Below are 379 nucleotides of genomic sequence, written 5' to 3' on the forward strand. Positions count from 1 at the left end.
TTCTGCGAATTCGATTGCCGAAAATGCCAGTGAAGGTACGCAGGTCGGCATTACTGCTCTCGCCACCGATGCGGATGGTTCTGATTCCGTCAGCTATTCCGTCGACGACAGCCGATTCACTGTGGATGACGACGGGGTCGTAACCGTTGCGTCGGGCTCTTCCTTTGATGCTGAGACTGAAGGTTCCATCGACTTTACTGTAACAGCGACTTCAACGGACGGTTCGACGTCACAGGAGACGTTCACGATCGCTGTGTCCGACGTTGATGAGACTGATGTTGCCGCCATCGCCGATACAGATGCTTCTGCGAATTCGATTGCCGAGAACGCCGGTGAAGGTACGCAGGTTGGCATTACTGCTCTCGCCACCGATGCGGAT

Annotated in this window: 1 protein-coding gene; it reads left to right on the forward strand. The window is 54.9% G+C overall.

The window, feature by feature from the left end:
- On the forward strand, positions 1-379 hold a 379-nt coding region (locus Q0835_RS30205), incomplete at both ends, for a cadherin repeat domain-containing protein (RefSeq protein WP_298967205.1).

The organism is uncultured Roseibium sp. (genome assembly GCF_947499295.1).
GTDB lineage: Bacteria > Pseudomonadota > Alphaproteobacteria > Rhizobiales > Stappiaceae > Roseibium.